This window comes from Kitasatospora sp. NPDC093550 (genome assembly GCF_044764985.1).
Lineage (GTDB): Bacteria > Actinomycetota > Actinomycetes > Streptomycetales > Streptomycetaceae > Kitasatospora.
Genome location: NZ_JBIWJF010000045.1, coordinates 1 through 15,102, shown reverse-complemented (window position 1 = coordinate 15,102; position 15,102 = coordinate 1). Strand labels below are relative to the sequence as shown.

Genomic DNA, 15,102 nt, shown 5'->3' with positions numbered 1-15,102 from the left:
CCGCGCCATGCGCGCCGTCGTCCTCACGCTCGCGGAGAGCAAGGACCACCGCGTCCACCCGGACGTCCGCCGCCCCCCTCGCCGAAGCCGTCGCCGACTACGCCGCGGACACCCACGCCGTACTGACCCTGGTCAACGACACCTACAACGTGCACGACAAGCCGAGCAGTGACGCCTGGCAGGACGATCAGGGCGTCCACTTCGCCGTCCAGCAGCGGGAGTTGGTCACGGCACTGGGCGGCCTCACCCCAAGGGCGCGGGCCTCTTCGTCCAGCTCAAGGACCAGACCGTCTGCCTGGCCAACCGGTGGTCGGCGTCCTCGGGCGCGAACCTCGACGAGCACAAGCTGGGCGTCCTCGGAGACCGGGCGGTGAACCTCACCGTCACCGGGCGGCAGGAAGCCAAGCGGGCCCTCGCGCCGTAGCGCTCAGCGGGACGTCGGCGGCCACGGCCCAGGCGGCGGGGCCACGGCCGGGCGGCCGAGCCGCCCCCAGCGATGTCCGGCACGCGTCGCGGAACCGATCGACCTCGCCGCATCACCCGGTTCGGTCGCGAACGAGGGCCGAACCCCGACTCGGCCCCGCCTGGTGGACCGCTTGCACGGCATCTGTGCGAGGCGGCCCGACAGGACGGGGCCGAGTCGGTGGTTCTGGCGGCCCGGAACCAAACCGCCTGCCTGTCTTGCTGTCTGACAGGTTCACAGGTCGATGATGCGCCGCCGCGCGGCATCGCGTCAAGGTGAGGTTCCCGCGCCCCTCCCGCGAGGAGCGTGCGCGCTCCGGGGCCCGTCCGTCGCCGGTTCCGCTCGTGTACGGAGCCTTCTGGGGGCGACAAGTCCACAACTGATCGGATTTGATCGTTCGGCTGTCGCAGGGCAGGCTCGGTGCCGCACAGTGGCGGAACCGCCACGGTCCGGCACGGAGGGAGCCGCATGTCCGGGACCGAGCACAGCAAACCAGCAGCACACCTCGTCGTCGGCTACAGCCCGCAGGACGGTTTCGTCGCCGTCCAACTCAACCCGCCCCCGGCGGAGTACGTGTGGCACGACCGGCAGGCCGAGCACCGCGAGGAGCGGTACGGGCCGGGCAACGGCTACCACCAGTGGCTCGCCGTCGACGCCGCCACCGGTGCGGTGTGGTTCGGGGACACCGACTGGCGGACCGGGGGTGAGGACGCCGGCTCCTGGCTCCCGGGACACCGCCGGGCGACGGTCGGTGACGGCGCGCTGCCCTCCCCGGCCGTGTTCGCGATCCTGCTCACCCACCGCGCCGTCGACGAGCGGGGCTCCGAGACCTGGCGGTTCTTCACGGCCGAGGAGCTCCACGCCCTGGCCCGACGGACCCTGCCCCTGGTCCAGCGGGTGATCGGCTCGCTGCACCGGGTGGGTCCGGACGCGGACCTGGAATGGTCCGCAGAAGCCGCCACGGCCTGGGTCGATCTCGAACAGGCCTGCCGGTACACGCTCGACGCCGGGGGAGCGGTGGCCTGGGCCGAACCCCGGATGAGCCCGGTTCCCGCCTGGCGGGTCGAAGTGGCGGACTTCCTCGACCGGAATCCCGAGCTGTGCGACCCGGCGTGGGCGACCGCCACCGACGCCGAACTGGACGCGTACGCCGCGTACCGGCCCGATTCCGGTTACGCCGGCGTGCCGGGGCGGATGTGCGCCCCGGCGGGCGTCCGGATCGAGGAGGGCTACACCTTCTACGGTCACCGCGCGGCCCTGTACGCCTACCGTGCGGCCGCCTGCGGCGACCGCGCCCCGGTCGAGGCCGGGCTCTGGCTGCGGACCAGCGATGCCGGGCGGAGCAGCTGGGAGGGCGCGAAGGTGGTGGGAGCGAGTCTCGCCGACGCCCCCGACTGCGTGTTGGACCACCTCGCCGAGACGTTCCGGGGCGCTGCGGCCGACGACGGCGTCGTCCTCACCGGCCTGCCGGCCTACCTGCGGCAGCAGCGGGCCGAGGAGAGGGAGGCAGTCGACGACACGCTCGCCGCCACCGGGGAGGAGCTGAAGCGTCTGGAGGAGTTGCTGAAGGAGGTCCGCCTGATCCGGAACACCGTCCTGACCCGGGTCCTCAGCTGGACCGACGGGCGGGACGACGAGGTGATCGCCGGTCTCGCGGCGATGTCCCCCGCCGCCGTGGCCGAGTGGCGCGAGCGGCTCACCGCCGACCGGGGCGCCGGGTCGGAGGCCTGAGGGCCGGCCCGGGGGCGGGCCGACGACGCTCCGAACCGTGCGGCGTCGCCCCCCCCGCTCAGGAGAGGGCGGCCTGTGCCTGCGCGGCGAGCATCCGTTCCAGGGCCAGGAGGGCGCGCGGGGCGTGCCGGGTGTCGATGCGGACGGTGTAGATGAAGCGCGTCAGCTCCGGGTCGGCGAGGGGGCGCGCCACGACCTGCGCGCTGCCCGGGGGCAGCGCCAGCCGGGGCATCACGGCGACGCACAGGCCGGCGGCCACGAAGCCGAGCACGGTGTTGAAGTCGTCGCCGTCGTAGTCCAGGCGGGCCTGGAAGCCGGGAGTCCTGGCCATCTGGGCGAGCAGTTCCAGGCGCAGGGCGGCCTCGGGGGCGGCGATCCAGGTCTCCGAGGCGAGGTCGGCCAGGGCGATGACGTCCCGGTCGGCGAGGGGGTGGTCGGCCGGGACGACCGCCACCACCGGGTCCCGGGCGACCAGCAGTCGGCGCAGCGTCCGGGGCGGCGGCATCGGGATGAAGTCGTAGTCGTACGTGAGGGCCAGGTCCATGTCGCCTCGCTTGAGCCGGCTGTAGCCGGCTTCGGGCTCCACCTGGGACAGGCTGACCCGGACGTCGGGATAGGCCGCGTGGAGTTCGGCCAGCGCCTGCGGGACGATGCCGGCGGCGGAGGAGGCGAAGGCGCCGAGCCTGATCCGTCCCGCCGTGCCCGCGCGCATCGCGTCGAGTTCCACGGAGGCCGCCGCCAGGGCGCTCCGGACGCGCTGTTCCGCGTCGAGGAGGACCGTGCCGGCCGCGGTGGCGCGCACCGGGCGGCGCTCTATCAGGATGAGGCCGGCCCGGCGTTCCAGTTCGGCGATCTGTTGGGAGACGGCGGGCGCGCTGTAGCCCAGTTCGCGCGCGGCGACGTTGAAGGAGCCGTGGCGGACCACGGCTTCGAGGGTGGCGAGCAGCCGGGGGTCGAGTCTCTGCACCGAGTTAACGCTCACTTATCTGTCGCGAAGATGTCTTTTCTTGTGCTTAAGCGTGAACGGAAGCAGGATTCTTGCTCGCGGCCCGGATGCGCAAGCCCGGGACCGCGGCCCGCCCCCACCGTCGTCGGGCGCGTTCGCGCGCCCGTCGGGGCCGTGCACCCCCTCCTCCGCAGCCCGCCCGCCACGCCTCCGTCGGTCGGGCTGCGGGGGAGACGGCCGTCGACGGTCGAATCCCGCCACCCCCGGAAGGAAGTGGTATGCCCAAGCCACTGATCGGACTCACCACCTATCTCGCCCACGCCCAGTGGGCGGAGTGGGAGTTGCCCGCCGCGCTGCTGCCCGCGGCGTACAACAGCTGCGTCCAGGCGGCGGGCGGCCGCGTGGTCCTCCTGCCGCCGGACGTTCCGGAGGCCGCGGCCGATGTCGTCGCGCGCCTGGACGGGATCGTCCTGACCAGCGGTGAGGACGTGGACCCGGCACTGTACGGGGCGCAGCCGCACCCCTGCACGGGACCGCCGGTGCACGAGCGCGACCGGTGGGAGTGGGCCGTGCTGTCCGAGGCCCTGGCGCGGGACATCCCGGTGCTCGGAGTGTGCCGCGGAATGCAGCTGCTGAACGTGCACGCGGGCGGCACGCTGATCCAGCACCTGCCCGAAACGGTGGGCCACCACGGGCACAACCTGCACGGCGGGCACTTCTCGCCGCACGCCGTCACCACGGTGCCGGGGACGCGGATCGCCGCGCTCCTCCCGGGGACGCGCCAGGTCGCCACGCACCACCACCAGGCGGTGGAGTCCCTCGGGGCCGGCCTGGTCGTGGGTGCGCGCACGGCGGACGGCACCGTCGAGGCGATCGAGAGCACGCGGCACCGTTTCGTGATGGGCGTGCAGTGGCACCCCGAGATGGCCTTCGACTCGGCGGTGGTGCACGCGCTGGTGGCCGCGGCCAGGTCGACTCCGTCTCCGCCTCCCGCTCCGAGCCCCGCCGGTGAGCGGAGGGTCCGGGTCCGGCGGAGTGCGCCCGAAGTCACCGGTACGACCGCGGTCTCTTGACACCGCTGTGCTCCACCCCGCAGGATCAGCCCGTGAACCTGTCAGACAGCCAGACAGGTGGCGGGGTCCCGCGGCGCGTCAGCGCGATGGAAGCGGTCTTCGGCCACCTGCGCAACGCCATCGAGCAAGGTCAGTACGCCGTGGGGGACAAGCTCCCCTCGGAAGCCGAGCTGTGCCGGACCCTGGAGGTCAGCCGGCCCGTGCTGCGGGAGGCGCTCCGCGCCCTGCAGGCCATGGGCCTGACGGTCTCGAAGACCGGCAAGGGCACCTTCGTGGTGGCGAACGCGGTCGAGGACCCCACCTTCGGCGACTACGCGGCCAGCGACCTCCTGGAAGTGCGTCGGCACGTCGAGATCCCGGTCGCCGGCTACGCGGCACTGCGCCGGACCCCGGAGGACCTGGACCACCTGGCCCACCTGCTCGACCGGATGGAGCGCGAGACCGACACCACCGCGTGGGTCGCCCTGGACACCGTGTTCCACCTGGCGGTGGCCGAGGCCTCCGGCAACCCGGTGTTCCGCCGGGTGATCGAGGAGATCCGTGACGCACTGGCGCGTCAGTCGACCTTCCTCAACGAACTCGGCGGTCGGCGCGAGCAGTCCAACTGCGAGCACCGGGCGATCGTCGAGGCCCTGATCGACGGTTCCGAGCCCGACGCCGTCGAGGCGATGTCCCACCACCTCCACCGCGTGGAGGCCACCCTGACCGACATCGTGCGCCCCCAGCGGGCGGACACCCCGAGAGAAGGCAGAGCCGAGGCGTGAGCGAGCAGTTCCTCAAAGACGAGAAGCGCCCCACGACCCGTCACGTCGACGCCGGAGACACCGGCTACAGCAAGTCCCTGAAAGCCCGGCACGTCAACATGATCGCCATCGGCGGTGCCATCGGCACCGGGCTGTTCCTCGGCGCGGGCGGCCGGCTCGCCGACGCCGGGCCCTCCCTGTTCGTCGCGTACGCCGTCTGCGGCGTCTTCGCGTTCCTCGTCGTCCGAGCGCTCGGCGAACTCGTCCTGTACCGCCCGTCCTCCGGCGCCTTCGTGTCGTACGCCCGGGAGTTCCTGGGGGAGAAGGGCGCGTTCACCGCCGGCTGGATGTACTTCCTCAACTGGGCGACCACCGGCATCGCCGACATCACCGCCGTCGCCACCTACACCCACTACTGGCACCTGTTCTCCGACGTCCCCCAGTGGGTGATCGCGCTCATAGCCCTGGCCGTGGTCCTCACCGTGAACCTGATCTCCGTGCGGATCTTCGGCGAACTGGAGTTCTGGTTCGCCATCGTCAAGGTCAGCGCCCTGGTCGTCTTCATGGGCATCGGGATCTTCCTGCTCGTCACGCAGCACCCGGTCGACGGCGTCGTCCCCGGTCCGTCCCTGATCACCGACAACGGCGGCATCTTCCCCAACGGCCTGCTGCCGATGCTGCTGATCATCCAGGGCGTCGTCTTCGCCTACGCCTCCGTCGAACTGGTCGGCGTGACGGCCGGGGAGACCGAGAACCCCGAGGAGATCATGCCGAAGGCGATCAACTCGATCATGTGGCGCGTGGGCCTGTTCTACGTCGGCTCGGTCGTGCTGCTGTCGATGCTGATGCCGTGGAGCTCGTACAGCTCCGGCCAGAGCCCCTTCGTGACGGTGCTCTCCCACATCGGTGTCCCGGCGGCGGGCAGCGTGATGAACCTGGTCGTCCTCACCGCGGCGATGTCCTCGCTCAACTCCGGCCTCTACTCCACCGGCCGCATCCTGCGCTCCATGGCCGTCAACGGATCGGCCCCGGCCTTCACCGCCCGGATGAGCCGCAGCCAGGTGCCCTACGGCGGCATCCTGCTCACCAGCGGCATGTGCGTGCTCGGCGTCGTCCTCAACTTCGTCGTCCCCGCCGACGCGTTCGAGATCGTGCTCAACCTCGCCGCCATCGGCATCATCGCCACCTGGGGCATGATCATGGTTTGCCACCTGCTGTTCTGGCGGAAGACCCAGGCCGGCGAACTGACCCGCCCCGCCTACCGGTTGCCCGGCTCGCCCTGGACCGAACTCCTGACGCTGGGCTTCCTCGCCACCGTCCTGGTCCTGATGTACGCCGACGGCGGCGCCGGGCGCACCACCGTGCTGTGTGTACCGCTCATCGCCGCCGCACTCGTCGCCGGCTGGTACGCGATCCGCGGGCGCATCGCGCGCGTCGCCGCCGGAACCGACGACTGACAGCGGACGGCCCGGACGGCCCGGGCGGATGAGCGGAACCCCCGCGCGCATCCGCCCGGGCCCGTCGCCCGCGCATCCGCCCGGGCCCGTCGCCCGCAGGCCAGCAGCCCCCACGCCATCCCGATCGAGGCCACCATGCTCACCAGCCCCCTCGCGGACGCGCCCGCGATCCGCGAGCCCTACCACGTGCCCGTCGCCCACGTCACCCGTGGCGGCGTGGTCGAGGGCACCCACTACGGCTCCGTCGTCGTCCTCGACGCGGACGGAGGCGTCCGCTTCCGCCTCGGCGACGTCGAGACCGCCTTCTTCCCGCGCTCGGCCCTCAAGCCCGTCCAGGCCGTCGCCATGGTCCGCGCCGGGCTGCCGCTCGACGGCGAACTGCTCGCCCTCGCGATGGGCAGCCACTCCGGCGAGGAACGCCACCTCGCCGGCGCCCGACGGATCCTGGCGCTCGCCGGCCTCACCGAGGACGACCTGCGCAACGTCCCGGACCTGCCGTACGGCCCGGCCGTCCGCGACGCCTGGATCCGCGAGGACCGCCCGCCCACCCGGCTCGCCCAGAACTGCTCCGGCAAGCACGCCGCGATGCTCCACCTGTGCAAGCTCAACGGGTGGCCGCTGCACGACTACGACGCCCCCGGGCACCCCCTCCAGCGGATGATCGCGGACGCCGTGGAGGACCTCACCGGCCAGCGCATCGCGCGCACCACCGTGGACGGCTGCGGCACCCCCCTGTTCGCCGTCTCCCTGCACGGCCTGGCCCGTGCCGCCGCACGCATCGCCACCGCCGCGCCCGGGACCCCCGAGTTCCGGGTCGCGGACGCGCTGCGCAAGCATCCGGAGATGGCCTCCGGTGCCGGGCGGGACGTGGCCGAACTGATGCGTGCGGTACCCGGGTTGCTCGCCAAGGACGGCTTCGAGGGCGTCCAGGTCGCCGCGCTGCCGGACGGCCGCGCCGTCGCCCTGAAGATCGCCGACGGGGCGAACCGGGCGCGCGTCCCGGTCGCGGCGGCCGCCCTGGCGCTGGCGGGAGTCGACCCGCGGCTGCTCACCGGGTTCGCCGGGGAACCGGCGACCGGCGGCGGGCGACCCGTCGGCGGCGTGCGGCCGGTCGCGGCGCTGGACCCGTCCGCCGCGCTCGCCCCCGCGTGACCCGACCCACCACTCCGAGAAGAGGACCCGCCCACCCATGACCGCCGCCACCCGCAGCGAACACGACCTCCTCGGGGACCGCGACGTCCCCGCCGACGCCTACTGGGGCGTCCACACCCTGCGCGCCACCGAGAACTTCCCCATCACGGGCACGCCCATCTCCGCCTACCCGCACCTGATCGACGCGCTGGCCGCGGTGAAGGAGGCCGCCGCCCTCGCCAACGAGGAACTCGGCCTGCTGGAACCCGCCAAGGCCGGGGCGATCGTCGCCGCCTGCCGCGAGATCCGCGGCGGGAAGCTGCACGACCAGTTCGTCGTGGACGTCATCCAGGGCGGCGCCGGCACCTCGACCAACATGAACGCCAACGAGGTCGTCGCCAACCGGGCGCTGGAGCTGCTGGGGCACGCCAAGGGCGAGTACCGGCACCTGCACCCCAACGAGGACGTCAACCTCGGCCAGTCCACCAACGACGTCTACCCGACCGCCGTCCGGATCGCGACGGTGTTCGCGGTGCGGGGCCTGCTCGGCGCGATGGCCGTCCTCCAGGACGCCTTCGCCCGCAAGGCCGTCGAGTTCCGCGACGTGCTGAAGATGGGCCGCACGCAGCTGCAGGACGCCGTGCCGATGACGCTCGGACAGGAGTTCTCGGCCTTCGCCGTGATGCTCGACGAGGACCGCAGCCGGCTCGCGGAGGCGGTCGAGCTGATCCACGAGATCAACCTCGGCGCGACGGCGATCGGCACCGGCCTCAACGCCCCCGCCGGGTACGCCGAAGCCGCCCGGCGCCACCTCGCCGACCTCACCGGGCTGCCCCTGGTCACGGCGGCCAACCTGGTCGAAGCCACCCAGGACTGCGGGGCGTTCGTCCAGATGTCCGGGGTGCTCAAGCGCATCGCCGTCAAGCTGTCCAAGACCTGCAACGACCTGCGGCTGCTGTCCTCCGGGCCGCGCGCCGGCCTCGGCGAGATCAACCTGCCGCCCGTGCAGGCCGGTTCGAGCATCATGCCGGGCAAGGTCAACCCGGTGATCCCCGAGGTCGTCAACCAGGTCGCCTTCGAGGTGATCGGCAACGACGTCGCGATCACCATGGCCGCCGAGGCCGGCCAGCTCCAGCTCAACGCCTTCGAGCCGATCATCCTGCACTCGCTGTCGGAGTCGATCACCCACCTGCGCGCCGCCTGCCTCACCCTCGCCGAGCGCTGCGTCGTCGGCATCACCGCCAACACCGAGGTGCTGCGGGCGACCGTCGAGAACTCCATCGGCCTGGTCACGGCACTGAACCCGCACATCGGGTACACGGCGGCCACCGACATCGCCAAGGAAGCCCTGGCGAGCGGCCGGGGCGTGGCCGAACTCGTCCTGGAGAAGGGACTGCTCCCGGCGGAGCGGCTCGCGGCCCTGCTGCGGCCCGAGGTCATCGCCGGCAGCGGTGCGGCCGTGGTCTGAGGCCGGCGCCCCGGCCGGCTGCGGGGCCGGCTCCCCGAGCGCTCCCGGCCCGGCCCTCCTCGGTGAGGCGGGCCGGGCCCGGGTGCCTACCCGCCGCTGTGATCCGGCACGACGACCGCACGGGACGACCCGTCGTGCGCCCTCTGACCCCGTACGACCACGGAAGCCGTTCGCATCACCGGCGTTCGGGACCGTCGCCGGCGGCGAGGGGCGTTCGACGGCTCGCCTCGGGGCAGTGGCGCGGCCGAGTCGTCACGGGTGCCAGCCGCAGCCGCCGGACCGGCCAGGGCGGTGGGTCGGCGGGGCCGAACCAGACCCGGAGGTCCTCCCCGGTGCGCACGGGCAGCAGGGGGTAGTCGTTCTCGGCGTGCTCGGTGCGGTGCAGCGCGTGGCCCGGGCCCAGGTGCCGGGCGGCGTACGCGTCGAAGGCGGCCGGGTCGGACGGCCGGCAGAGCGTCGCGACCACCTCGCGGGTGCCCGGCCCCGGCGCGAAGCCCGGACCGTTCAGCAGCAGCACGTCGTCACTGTCGATCATGGTGGCGTTGGCCGCGTCGCGGTGCTCCCGCCAGACCGGGCCGGTGTAGAACGCCTCCAGCGCGCGTCGACGTCCCGCCATGTCGGGGAACGCGCGCAGCCAGACGAAGCGGTCCGGGTCGTCGAGGTCGCGGAACCGGCCGCCGACGGTGATGCCGACCGCCTGCTGGCCCGTGACGAACTCGCGCTCGAACAGCTCGATCAGGGTCTCCCGGGCGCCGGGATGCAGGGTGTACTGCCGCAGTTCGACGATGCTCATACGCCGGCCCGCCCGGTTCGGGTGAGGTCCATGATCCAGTTGAGCTCCCAGGTGCGGCCGCCGTCGGCGGAGAACTCCTGCTCCCAGCGGGCGGCGTCCGGGCCGAGGCGGTACCAGGTGAAGTGCACCCGGATCGGGCGGCCGTCGTAGGTGTCCTCGCCGTGGAAGTCACCCCGGTCGTCCGTGAAGCCGCCGGTCACCGGGGGATCCAGTCGGCCCGTCCGGCTGTCGGACCAGTGGATCGACCAGAGCTTCGTCTCGCGGTCGAACAGCCGCAGGGTCACGCCCTGGCGGTCGAGGGTGGGGAAGGTGATCTCGTCGATGTTGCCGGCACCACCGAACAGCGGCCGGACCACCGCGTGTCCGGGGAACTCCACCCAGGTGCCGGGGCCGGGGCCGAGCGGTGCGGTGAGGCGGCGGTTGGCCACGTCCCAGGAGCCGTGCAGGAAGTCGAAGTCGTCCATGGGCCGCAGGTTAGGGGCGCTCCACTGACATCCACTGTCAGGGGATACTGGGCGGCATGCGCGCGAGCCGGCTGGTCACCCTGCTTCTGCTGCTCCAGAACCGGGGCCGGATGACGGCCCAGCAGCTGGCCGAGGAGCTGGAGGTCTCCGTCCGGACGGTCTACCGGGACGTGGAGGCGCTCGGCGCCGCCGGGATCCCGCTGTACGGCGCCGCCGGACACGCGGGCGGCTACCGGCTGGTCGACGGCTACCGGACCCGGCTCACCGGGCTGACCGCGGACGAGGCGCAGGCCGCGTTCCTCGCCGCACTTCCCCGCGCCGCCGCCGAACTCGGCCTCGGTGAGGCGCTCGCCACCGCCCGGTTGAAGCTGCGGGCCGCTCTCCCGGCGGGGCTGCGCGAGCACGCCGGGCGGATCCAGGAACGCTTCCTGCTCGACGCCCCCGGCTGGTACGGCAACGCCGACCGCACGCCCCACCTGGCCGCGGTCGCCGACGCGGTGTGGCGGCGGCGGGCGGTGGTCCTGCGGTACCGGCGCTGGCGCGCGCCGGAGGAGATCGAGCGGCGGGTGGAACCGTACGGGCTCGTCCTCAAGGCCGGCCGCTGGTACCTGGTCGCCGGCGGGCCGTCCGGGATCCGCACCTACCGGGTCGACCAGGTCATCGGACTCGGCTCCCTGGAAGAGGAGTTCGTCATCCCGGACGGGTTCGAGCTGGCCGCGCACTGGAACGGCTATCTGGCCGACTTCCGAGCCCGACTGCACACCGGGGAGGCGCTGGTACGGCTCACCCCGGAGGGCGCCCACCGCCTCGGAGTGACACCCGTGGGCGACGGCTGGACCGAGGCCCGGGTGCCCATCGAATCGCTCGACCACGCCCACGGGGAGTTCCTGCGGCTGGGCGCCGACGTCGAGGTCCTGGCACCGGCCGAACTCCGCGACCGCATCGCCGGGACGGTACGGACCCTGGCCGCTCGCTACCAGGGGTGATGCCGAGCCAGTGCCGCGGGGCAGGCACACAGGTGGCCAGCCTTGTCGGCCGTGTCGACGCCCTTGATGCGGTTGACGACGTCCATGCCCCCCACGACGCGGGCGATGACCGCGCGGCCGTCCGCCCACTCCAGGGTGACCGTCCCCGCGAGCTTGTCGCCGGTCCACCAGCCAGGTGTCACGGCGGCCTCAGCGCCGCTTGTGGCCGTTGCCTTGTCCGTCGGGATGCAGGACCACCTTGGTCCAGCCCTCGTCACGGGCGTCGAAGTGCTCGTAGGCGGTGGGGGCCTCGTCCAGGCTGAGCTCGTGGGAGACCACGAAGCTCGGCATCGCCCTCCCGGCGGCGATCAGGTCTCGCAGCGCCCGGTTGTACCTCTTCACCGGCGCCTGTCCGGTCCTCATGCGCTGTCCCTTGAACCACATCATCCCGAAGTCGATCGGGATCTTGCCCTGCGCCTCCAGCTCTCCCTGGGCCTCCTTGCCGCCGGGGTCCTGGGGCAGGAACACGCCGACCACGCCGATGTCGCCGGTGAACCTGACCGAGTCGATCAGCCCGTTGAGGGTGAGACTGGCATCCTCCTGTCCCTGGGGATCGTGCGCCTGGTAGCCGACGCATTCACAGCCGTTGTCGGCACCGAGACCGAGGGTGGCCTCCTTGACGACCTCCGCCGGGTCCTGCTCGCCGGTGTCGATCGGGATGGCGCCGAGGTCCTCCGCCATCTGCAGCCGGTCGCGCTGGTGGTCGGCCACCCAGATGCGGCCGGCACCCCTGAGGAGGGCCGAGTAGGCCGCCATCAGTCCGACCGGACCGGCCCCGAAGACGATCGTCTGGTCACCCGGCTTGACGTGCGCCATCTCGGTGGCGTGGTAGCCGGTGGGGAAGATGTCGGCGAGCATCACGTAGTCGGTCTGCCGCTCGGCGGCGTCCTCGCCCAGACGCAGGGCGTTGAAGTCGCCGTAGGGCACACGCAGCAGCTCCGCCTGGCCGCCCTGGTACGGGCCCATGTCGGCGAACCCGTAGGCGGCTCCCGCGAGGGCGGGTTCGGGCTGCATGGTCAGGCAGTAGTTGGTCAGGCCCCGCTCGCACTGCTTGCAGAAGCCGCAGGCGATGTTGAAGGGCAGGACCACGTAGTCGCCGGTCCGGACCTTGCGGACGGCCGAGCCGACCTCCACGACCTGGCCCATGTTCTCGTGGCCCAGCGTGCGGCCGGTCTCGAACGAGGTGCGGCCCTCGTACATGTGCAGGTCCGAGCCGCAGATGTTGGTGGTGGTGATCTTGACGATGATGTCGCAGGGATGTTCGATCTTCGCGTCCGGCACGTCTTTCACCGTGACCGTCCGCGGTCCCTCGTATACCGCTGCCTTCATGAGGACTTCCCTCTTGCCGTGGCACGACTGCGGCACGGCGGTGAATGAGACGGCGCGAGAGCCCGCCTCGCGAGAGTCGGCACGACGTCGTGCGTGCCTCCGGTGCGCCTCCAGGGACCGTTCACCCGGATCGGGTGGAACGGGGGGCGCCGCCACCGGCCCGCCGGGCCGAGCTCCGGCGCCCCGGCGGCGTGCCGAGCGGCTTCCCCTCGGCCTGGACGCGAAACGACCTCTCACCGGTTTGTGCGGGCCGCCGGGGTGAGGGACCTCCCCGGGGACCGGAGGGCGGAACGCCGCGGTTCCACCGGGGCCACCGCGGAAGGCGATCTCACCCGTCCTCCGCGCCGCCGTTCACCGGCTGCCGGCGGTCCTCGACCGGACCTTGGCGCGGGCGTCGGCGGCGTCGTCGGCGTGCAGGGCGAGCTCGGCGAGTTCGCGGCAGTGCGCGAGGGTGTGGGCGGCCAGGGCGGCCCGTACCTCGGGGAGCGCGGAGGGTGCGGCGGACAGGCTGGTGATCCCGAGGCCGACGAGGACCAGGGCGAGGTCCGGGTCGGCGGCGGCTTCGCCGCAGACGCTGACCGGCCGGCCGTGCTCGGCCGCGGCGCGGGCGGCGGTGGCGATCAGGGTGAGCAGGGCCGGCTGCCACGGGTCGAGCAGGTCGGCGAGGGAGCCGAGGGTGCGGTCGGCGGCGAAGGTGTACTGGGCCAGGTCGTTGGTGCCGATGCTGAAGAAGTCGCAGACCTGGGCCAGCCGATCGGCCCGCAGGGCCGCTGCGGGGACCTCGATCATCGCGCCGGCCAGCGGCAGGCCGTGCGCGCGGACCCGGGCGGCGAACTCGGCGGCCTCCCGCGGGACGGACACCATCGGGGCCATCACCCACACCTGTGCGCCGCCGGTCCGGGCGGCCTCGGCGATCGCGGCGAGCTGGGTTTCCAGGAGCCGGGGATCGCGGGCGGCCGTCCGCAGGCCGCGGACGCCCAGGGCCGGGTTCTCCTCGTCGGCGGCGGTGGCGAAGGGCAGCGGCTTGTCCGCGCCCGCGTCGAGGGTGCGGACGACCACCCGGCGGCCGGCGAAGGCCGCGAAGACCTCCCGGTAGGCGGCGGCCTGTTCGGCGAGGCCCGGCGCCTCGGCGCGGTCGAGGAAGAGGAACTCGGTGCGGAACAGGCCGACTCCCTCGGCGTCGGCGCCGGCCGCGCCGGCCAGCTCGTGCGGCGCGCCGAGGTTGACCAGCAGCGCGACCGGATGGCCGTCCGCCGTACGGCCCGGTCCCCGGACCGCGGCGGACAGCTCGCGGCGACGGCGGTCCCGTTCGGCGGCCCGTTCCAGCGCCTCCGGGCTCGGGTCGGGCTCGACCACGCCGTCCGCACCGTGCACCAGGACGTACCGGCCGTCCGCCAACCCCACGGCGCCGGCGCAGCCGACCACGGCGGGCACGCCGAGCGCCTTGGCGAGGATCGCCGTGTGGCTGGTCGGCCCGCCGCGGACGGTGACCAGGGCCAGCACCCGGGCCGGGTCGAGCAGCGCCGTGTCGGCGGGTGCCAGGTCCTCGGCGACCAGGACGTACGGGTGCCCGGGGTCGGGCAGGCCGGGCACGGGCAGGCCGAGCAGGTGGGCCACCGCGCGGTCGCGCAGGTCGTCCAGGTCGGCGGCGCGTTCCGCGAAGTGACCGCCGGCGGTGAGCAGCGCGGCGCGGAAGCCGTCGAAGGCGGCGGTGAGCGCGTGGGCGCCGTCGGTGCCCCGTTCGACCAGGCCGGTCGCCTCGTCGGCGAGGAGCGGGTCGGAGGCCATCAGCGCCTGTGCGGTGAGGACGTCGAAGCCGGGGCCGGTCACCCGGGCGGCGCGCTCCTCGAGGTCGGTGACGACCGCGGCGAGGGCTGTGCGGACCGCGGCCGTCTCGGCCGCCGGGTCGGTGACGGGCCTCGGGGCGGGCAGCGCGGGGACGGGCGCCATCCGGGCGACCGGGCCTGCCGCGCTGCCCGTGCCGACGCCGATCCCGCGGATCGGGTCGTTCATGCCGCGGCGTCGAGGTCGGCGGCGAGCAGGTCGGCGAGTGTCTTCAGGGAGTCCTCGGCCTGGTCGCCGGTGGTGGTGAGCTCCAGGGTCTCGCCGCAGCGGGCGGCGAGGGCGAGGACGGAGAGCAGGCTGCGGGCGTCGACCGGGGTCTGGCCCGGGCGGCCGACGGTGACCTTGGCGGGCTGGCGGGCGGCGGCCTGGACGAACAGCGAGGCCGGGCGGGCGTGCAGGCCGCTGCTGGAGCCGACGGTGACCTGGATCGAGTGCATCGGAGTCCTTGGTGGAGAGGGCCGACGATCCGGGTGGGAGCCGGGTCGGCGGGGGAGTGGGGCGGGGGGGGGGGGGGGGGGGGGGGGGGGGGGGGGGGGGGCGGGGCGCCCCCCCCCCCCCCCCGGGGGGGGGGGGGGCGCCGGGGGGGGGGGGGGGGGGGGGGGCATCGGCGGTGCCGGTGGGGCGGGCATCGGCG

14 protein-coding genes are annotated in these 15,102 nt (G+C 73.5%); 7 read left to right on the top strand and 7 right to left on the bottom strand.

Annotated elements, in window-relative coordinates; all coding sequences use genetic code 11:
• Window positions 1-931 precede the first annotated feature (931 nt).
• Entirely contained in the window at window positions 932-2,194 is a 1,263-nt protein-coding gene (locus ACIRD3_RS38040) for a hypothetical protein (RefSeq protein ID WP_402226057.1), read from the top strand.
• 58 nt (window positions 2,195-2,252) lie between these two features.
• Here the strand turns inward: ACIRD3_RS38040 and ACIRD3_RS38035 are convergent, their stop codons facing one another.
• Window positions 2,253-3,161 (bottom strand): LysR substrate-binding domain-containing protein, encoded by a 909-nt coding sequence (locus ACIRD3_RS38035; protein WP_402226056.1) that lies wholly within the window; start codon window positions 3,159-3,161, stop codon window positions 2,253-2,255.
• A 257-nt stretch (window positions 3,162-3,418) separates the two neighbouring features.
• Here ACIRD3_RS38035 and ACIRD3_RS38030 point away from each other — a divergent pair, with 257 nt between their 5' ends.
• From ACIRD3_RS38030 to aspA, 5 genes are all read left to right on the top strand, one after another.
• Window positions 3,419-4,213 (top strand): gamma-glutamyl-gamma-aminobutyrate hydrolase family protein, encoded by a 795-nt coding sequence (locus tag ACIRD3_RS38030; protein WP_402226055.1) that lies wholly within the window; start codon window positions 3,419-3,421, stop codon window positions 4,211-4,213.
• Between the two features lie 86 nt (window positions 4,214-4,299).
• Entirely contained in the window at window positions 4,300-4,977 is a 678-nt protein-coding gene (locus ACIRD3_RS38025; RefSeq protein WP_402226123.1) for a FadR/GntR family transcriptional regulator, read from the top strand.
• A complete protein-coding gene (locus ACIRD3_RS38020; protein ID WP_402226053.1) occupies window positions 4,974-6,413 on the top strand; it encodes an amino acid permease in 1,440 nt (479 codons plus the stop codon). The genes ACIRD3_RS38025 and ACIRD3_RS38020 overlap by 4 nt, the downstream gene beginning before the upstream one ends.
• Before the next feature lie 135 nt (window positions 6,414-6,548).
• Window positions 6,549-7,565, top strand: coding sequence for an asparaginase (locus ACIRD3_RS38015; protein ID WP_402226051.1), 1,017 nt, complete (start codon window positions 6,549-6,551; stop codon window positions 7,563-7,565).
• Window positions 7,566-7,602: 37 nt separating this feature from the next.
• Window positions 7,603-9,012, top strand: coding sequence for an aspartate ammonia-lyase (gene aspA, locus ACIRD3_RS38010; protein ID WP_402226050.1), 1,410 nt, complete (start codon window positions 7,603-7,605; stop codon window positions 9,010-9,012).
• A 175-nt stretch (window positions 9,013-9,187) separates the two neighbouring features.
• On the opposite strand, the gene ACIRD3_RS38005 is transcribed toward aspA, so the two are convergent.
• Together ACIRD3_RS38005 and ACIRD3_RS38000 are read right to left on the bottom strand one after the other, a co-directional pair.
• A complete protein-coding gene (locus ACIRD3_RS38005; RefSeq protein WP_402226048.1) occupies window positions 9,188-9,805 on the bottom strand; it encodes an NIPSNAP family protein in 618 nt (205 codons plus the stop codon).
• Window positions 9,802-10,269 carry a hypothetical protein gene (locus tag ACIRD3_RS38000; RefSeq protein ID WP_402226046.1) on the bottom strand — a complete coding sequence of 156 codons (468 nt, stop codon included), beginning with the start codon at window positions 10,267-10,269 and terminating at the stop codon, window positions 9,802-9,804. Before ACIRD3_RS38000 ends, ACIRD3_RS38005 begins: the two co-directional genes overlap by 4 nt.
• Window positions 10,270-10,325: 56 nt before the next feature.
• Between ACIRD3_RS38000 and ACIRD3_RS37995 the strand changes: the two genes are divergently transcribed.
• A complete protein-coding gene (locus ACIRD3_RS37995; RefSeq protein ID WP_402226044.1) occupies window positions 10,326-11,255 on the top strand; it encodes a helix-turn-helix transcriptional regulator in 930 nt (309 codons plus the stop codon).
• Here ACIRD3_RS37995 and ACIRD3_RS37990 read toward each other — a convergent pair.
• The 4 genes from ACIRD3_RS37990 to ACIRD3_RS37975 all read right to left on the bottom strand — a co-directional run bounded on the left by ACIRD3_RS37990 (window position 11,243) and on the right by ACIRD3_RS37975 (window position 14,905).
• Window positions 11,243-11,437: a hypothetical protein gene (locus ACIRD3_RS37990; protein WP_402226042.1), complete on the bottom strand. Its 195-nt coding sequence runs from the start codon at window positions 11,435-11,437 to the stop codon at window positions 11,243-11,245. The genes ACIRD3_RS37995 and ACIRD3_RS37990 overlap by 13 nt on opposite strands.
• Window positions 11,438-11,444: 7 nt before the next feature.
• Window positions 11,445-12,623 (bottom strand): glutathione-independent formaldehyde dehydrogenase, encoded by a 1,179-nt coding sequence (locus tag ACIRD3_RS37985; protein WP_402226040.1) that lies wholly within the window; start codon window positions 12,621-12,623, stop codon window positions 11,445-11,447.
• Window positions 12,624-12,974: 351 nt separating this feature from the next.
• Window positions 12,975-14,636: a phosphoenolpyruvate--protein phosphotransferase gene (gene ptsP / locus ACIRD3_RS37980; RefSeq protein ID WP_402226038.1), complete on the bottom strand. Its 1,662-nt coding sequence runs from the start codon at window positions 14,634-14,636 to the stop codon at window positions 12,975-12,977.
• Entirely contained in the window at window positions 14,633-14,905 is a 273-nt protein-coding gene (locus ACIRD3_RS37975; protein WP_402226036.1) for an HPr family phosphocarrier protein, read from the bottom strand. The genes ptsP and ACIRD3_RS37975 overlap by 4 nt, the downstream gene beginning before the upstream one ends.
• Window positions 14,906-15,102 lie beyond the last annotated feature (197 nt).